The sequence below is a fragment of the Nonomuraea cypriaca genome, assembly GCF_015645445.1.
GTDB lineage: Bacteria > Actinomycetota > Actinomycetes > Streptosporangiales > Streptosporangiaceae > Nonomuraea > Nonomuraea cypriaca.
This window is the reverse complement of record NZ_JADOGI010000410.1, coordinates 1-4,642: the sequence shown is the minus strand read 5'-3', so window position 1 is coordinate 4,642 and position 4,642 is coordinate 1. Positions and strand designations below refer to the sequence as shown.

5 protein-coding genes are annotated in these 4,642 nt (G+C 72.3%); 3 read left to right on the top strand and 2 right to left on the bottom strand.

The features are described 5' to 3' along the window. The coding region (locus tag ITP53_RS53895; RefSeq protein ID WP_195903229.1) for an LLM class flavin-dependent oxidoreductase at nt 1-973 on the bottom strand (973 nt) is incomplete at its 3' end. 134 nt (nt 974-1,107) lie between these two features. Between ITP53_RS53895 and ITP53_RS53890 the strand changes: the two genes are divergently transcribed. After that, nucleotides 1,108-1,581, top strand: coding sequence for a MarR family winged helix-turn-helix transcriptional regulator (locus ITP53_RS53890; RefSeq protein WP_195903228.1), 474 nt, complete (start codon nt 1,108-1,110; stop codon nt 1,579-1,581). Nucleotides 1,582-1,876: 295 nt separating this feature from the next. Here ITP53_RS53890 and ITP53_RS53885 read toward each other — a convergent pair whose 3' ends face one another. Further along, nucleotides 1,877-2,737 carry an alpha/beta fold hydrolase gene (locus tag ITP53_RS53885; protein ID WP_195903227.1) on the bottom strand — a complete coding sequence of 287 codons (861 nt, stop codon included), beginning with the start codon at nt 2,735-2,737 and terminating at the stop codon, nt 1,877-1,879. Between the two features lie 139 nt (nt 2,738-2,876). On the opposite strand from ITP53_RS53885, the gene ITP53_RS53880 reads away from it, so the two are divergent. Both ITP53_RS53880 and ITP53_RS53875 read left to right on the top strand, forming a co-directional pair. Next, nucleotides 2,877-3,314 carry a hypothetical protein gene (locus ITP53_RS53880; RefSeq protein WP_195903226.1) on the top strand — a complete coding sequence of 146 codons (438 nt, stop codon included), beginning with the start codon at nt 2,877-2,879 and terminating at the stop codon, nt 3,312-3,314. A gap of 517 nt (nt 3,315-3,831) precedes the next feature. Continuing rightward, a partial coding sequence (locus tag ITP53_RS53875) for an MFS transporter (protein ID WP_207757714.1) occupies nt 3,832-4,642 on the top strand: 811 nt, incomplete at its 3' end.

Here is a 4,642-nt window from a genome sequence, read left to right as displayed (position 1 = left end):
GGGTGCTCTCGTCCCACAAGCCGGCGTCGGTGCGGCGCACCCCGTCGTCCGGGGTCGGAACGACGGCCGGCGCACCGCCGCTCGCCGCGCCGGCTTGGGGTGGGCCGGCCTGATGCGCGGCCGGTGCGCGTTCCGCATGAACGAGTTCGCGTACGGCCGGGGCCGTCTCCATGGCGAACCGCTGGATCTGCCGCGGGTCGCCGGTCATGAGGATGAAGACGCTGACGCCGTGCGCGAGGGCGAGTTCGGCGAGCTGGGCGGGCGGCAGCTCCGTGCCGAGGTTGAGCAGGCGGCGGATGTCGCCCGGCGCGCGGCCCGCCTCGGCGGCGGCCTCGTCGATGACGGCGTTCCCGTCGCCGATCTCGGCGAACGACTGGTAGCGGGGGAGCGAGGGCAGCCAGCCGTCCGCGAGCCGGCCGGTGAGGCGCAGCATGCGCGGCTTGTACGCGCCCAGCCAGATGCCGATGTCGTGGGCGGGTCGCGGGCCGCGCTGGGCGCCGTCGACGTGGTGGTGCCTGCCGTGGACGCGTACCGGGCCCGGGGCGTCGGTGTCCCACGCGGCGCGGATGATCTCGATGCCCTCCTCGAGCGCGTCCACGGCCTGGCCGGGGGTGAGGCGCGGGGCGCCCATGCCGGCGATGGCGTCCCAGTAGCCGCCGGTGCCGAGTGCGAGCTCGAAGCGGCCGCCGCTGAGGAGGTCGAGGCTGGCGGCGGCCTGGGCCAGCATCGCGGGGGGCCGCAGCGGCAGCGGGTGTACGTCGCCCGCCAGCCGGATGCGTTCGGTGGCCGCGGCGACGTAACTCAGCAGCGTCCACGTGTCGAGGAGGGCCGGCTGGTACGGGTGGTCCTGGAAGGTGACGAGGTCGAGTCCGGCGCGCTCGGCGAGCTGGGCGAGAGCCACGACGGTGTCCGGGTGCGCGGCGTCCGGCCCGATGTTGGCGCTGAACAGCAGGTCGTGGCCGTAGTCGGGCATTCGGTTCTGCTCCTGGTACGAGGGTTCGGCCGGTTGCGGCCTGACTGGCGGTGATATTGGTTGGCTGTACGAACAGTTGCTATGCGAAGCAAATTAGTTCGTCTCGCGAACGACTGTCAACTAGACTGGGTTTCGTGGTCACGACGAAAGAGCCGGTTCTGCCGCTCACGGACGCGCTCGTACGCCTGGCGCATCTGGTGCAGCAGGTCTTCGCCGAGGTCAGCCGGGAGCACGATCTGACACCGCAGCAGGCCCAGTTGCTCTGCCTGCTCATGCGCGGTCCGGTCGGGATGACCGAGCTGACGCGTTCGCTGCACCTGGAGAAGTCGAGCCTGACCGGCCTCGTGGACCGGGCCGAGAAGCGCGGCCTGGTGGCCCGCTGCCGCGACTCCCGCGACCGGCGGGCCTGCCGGATCGCCCTGACGTGCGACGGCGCCCGGGTCGCGGTGCTGGCTCACGAGGGAGTGACGGAGCGGCTGGAAGCGCTGATGGGCGAACTGCCCGAAGAACACAGAGACCTGCTGACCACCGCGATCAGCGGCCTTGTGGCCGAGCACACCACCCACCCGATCCGCCTCCCCTCGGACGCGACAGACCTCCCGGGTTAGCCGGCAGCGACCGGGCCGTCAGCGGATGGCGACGCCCACTGCACCTTCGGTTCCCCGAGCTGGGCAGGAGCCGGCGGGGCGTCAGTAGAGGGCCGGGCACCTCAAGCTCCTGGGAGCCAAGCGAGCCGGCGGGGTCAATGGAGCGCGGCGGCCAGGAGGGTCGGGCAGGGCCCCGCGGCCGGCTCAACTTCCCGGGAGCCAAAGCGAGCCGACGGGGGTCAGGGGGCGGTGGTCACCAGGAGGTCGGGCAGGGCCCGCGGCCGGCTCAACTTCCGGGCAAGCGAGTCAGTCGAGGTTAGGGGAGGGCGGTGGCGAGGAAGTCGGTCAGGGCTGACGTCACCTCTGCTGGGCGCTCCAGGGGCGGTAGGTGGCCGGTCTCTGGAAGGTCGAGGCGGCGGGCGCCTGGGATGCCGGTCGCGAGCAGCGCGGAGACCTCCTGGATGCCCGGAACGTCCGACAGGCCGTTGATCACCAGCGTCGGGACGGTGATCTCGGCCAGCCGGGCGGCGGCCGGCGGGGTCAGGTGGCGTTCGGTGGACCTGGGGCCGGTCCAGTCGCGTTCGAAGACCAGGCGGCACATCTCCACCGCCGCCTCCCACACCTGGTCGGAGAGCGCGTCACGCCCCCGATCCGGGCCGGCGACCTGCCACAGCGTGTGGGCCGCCGCCATCGCGCGTACGTCCGCCGGTTCCACGTCGCCGGCGTCGCCGCGGCGGTAGCGTGCCAGACGGTCGGGCGGCACCGAGACGTGCACGCGTTCGCGAGCCTGCCGCAGCATCTCCGCCGGCCACTGGTGACCCGCCAGGCCGGAGCAGATGAGGGCGAGGCCGGCGACCCGGGACGGCGCGGCGAGGGTGGCCTCGACGGCGTACGCGCCGCCCATCGAGGAGCCGGCCAGCACCGCCCGCTCGACGCGCAGGGCGTCGAGCGCGGCCAGCAGGTCCTCGTGGTGGCACACCTCGCCCGCCGCGTCGCCGGACTCGCCCTCCCCCCGACGGTCGTAGCGGATCACCCGGTAGCGCTCCGCCAGCGCCCGGAACTGGTGCTCCCACATGCGCCGATCGGCCACTCCGGCGTGCAGCAGCACCACGGTGCCCGCCGGCTCCCGCGGCCCAGCCTCGTCGTACGCGATCTTGACGCCGCCGACTGTCACCATGGTCGGCAAGCTACCGCGCGGTGAGGCGGGGCAGGCGTCGTGTTCGCCGTCGGCACAGCTCTCACGGGGGAGCCCGAGCGCCGTAATTCCCCTAAACGGGGGAGCCGGAAGGGTGGCGGTGACGGGCACGCTCGGTGCCATGAGAATCGCGAACGTGGCCATCGGCTGGACGGGACTGTACGTGGCGTCGAAGGTCATGTACGCCCTCGACGAGCGACTCGGCGTCACCGGCGGCCCGCGGGTCTCGCCGGACAGCTACCTGGCCTACGGGCCGGGTGAGGTGGCGTGGGCTCAGTGGGCCAACGCCGGATCCGGGGTGCTGGTCATGGGAATCGTGCTGGCCGGACTGTTCCGGTTCACGGGGCGGTGGCCGTACCTGGTGGTGCTGGCCGCGCATTGGGCCCGCACGGCCGTGGCCGCGGTCGGCGGGGTGGGGATGCTCGGCGGAGCGCTGATCACCGATCGCGGGGGCGCGGTGTTCGGCGGGTACTGCCTGGTCTGGGCCGTGCTCCTGCTCTTCGCGACCCGTGCCCTCCGCCAACGCCACACAACCATGGTCAGCATCCCGGCATCCTGAACGACGCCCAGGGCAGCGCACTCCATCCCCGCCCGGCCGCCCCCGGATCGTGCTCTGATCGCCCCGCGAGCCGGGCCGCCATCCAGGGTCTGGTCGCCCCGTTAGCTGGCCGTTGCCTTGGTTGCCTGGCCCGCGTGGCCCAGTTCACCTTGGCCGTCGGTCGCGTCTCGATTGACTCGACGGTCTTTCCGCGGGCGGTGCCATTCCGAGGCTGGGGCGCTCTGCGGGTGGTGCCCACTTCCCGGTGGACCAGGCTCGGTTGCGGGGCGGTGCGGGTGGAAAATCCTGTATCTCCGTCGCCCGCGCATGGCCGATAATGTCGCCGGTTGCCAACGCGATTGATGGAGGTTTCTTATGCGCATCGGCAAGGTCACTGTCGCCGCTTCGAGGCGAAGGCGTCTCACGATCTAGCCGGTCGCCGCCGGGTTCGTACCGGTGGTCGATGCTCCTCGCCTGAAGCGGTCCTCACGTCGATGACCCCTTCTCACTCCCTCGAGGAGCTCTTTTGCGTGCCTCCATGTCCGCGCGCCTCGGCGCGGACTTCTGCAAGCTGTGGACCGCTTCCGCGGTGTCCAACATCGGTGACGGCATCACCATGGCGGCCGGCCCGCTGCTGGTCGCCTCGCTGACCTCCGACCCGGCGCCGGTGGCCGGCGCCGTGTTCGCTCAGCAACTTCCCTGGCTGCTGTTCGCGCTGGTCAGCGGCGCGTACGTGGACCGGCTCGACCGCCGCATGCTCATCGTCGCGGTCAACCTGCTGCGCGCCCTGGTGCTCGGTGCGCTGGCCGTCTCGGTGGCGACAGGCGTCGCCGGGATTCCGCTCATCTATCTGGCGTTCTTCCTGCTTGGCGTGGGGGAGACGCTGGCCGACACGGCCTCGGCGGCCATCCTGCCCGCGATCGTGCCCGCCGAGCGGCTGGCCTCGGCGAACGCGCGGCTGATGGCGACGTTCACGCTGGTCAACCAGTTCCTCGCCAAACCGGTCGGCGCGGCGCTGTTCGCAGTCGCGGCGGCGTTGCCGTTCGGGGTGGACGCGGTGTCGTTCGCGGTGGCCGCCGCGCTGGTGGCGACCATCCGGCCGGTCCCTGCGCCGCCGCGCGAAGGCGGTGGCGCCGGGTTGCGCGCCGAGATCACGGCCGGGCTGCGGTGGCTGTGGCGCCACCCCCTGATGCGTACGCTCACGGTCAGCATGGGGCTCGCCAACGTCATGTTCGGCGCCGCGTTCTCCGTCTTCGTGCTGTACGCGCGCCAGCGGCTCGGCCTGTCCGAGGTCGGGTACGGGCTGCTGCTGACCATGTTCGGGGTGGGCGGGCTCGCCGGGACGGGGC

Coding starts and splice junctions, on each gene's coding strand:
- ITP53_RS53885 (WP_195903227.1), bottom strand. CDS start 2,737: ATGGTGACAGTCGGCGGCGTCAAGATCGCGTACGACGAGGCTGGGCCG.
- ITP53_RS53880 (WP_195903226.1), top strand. CDS start 2,877: ATGAGAATCGCGAACGTGGCCATCGGCTGGACGGGACTGTACGTGGCG.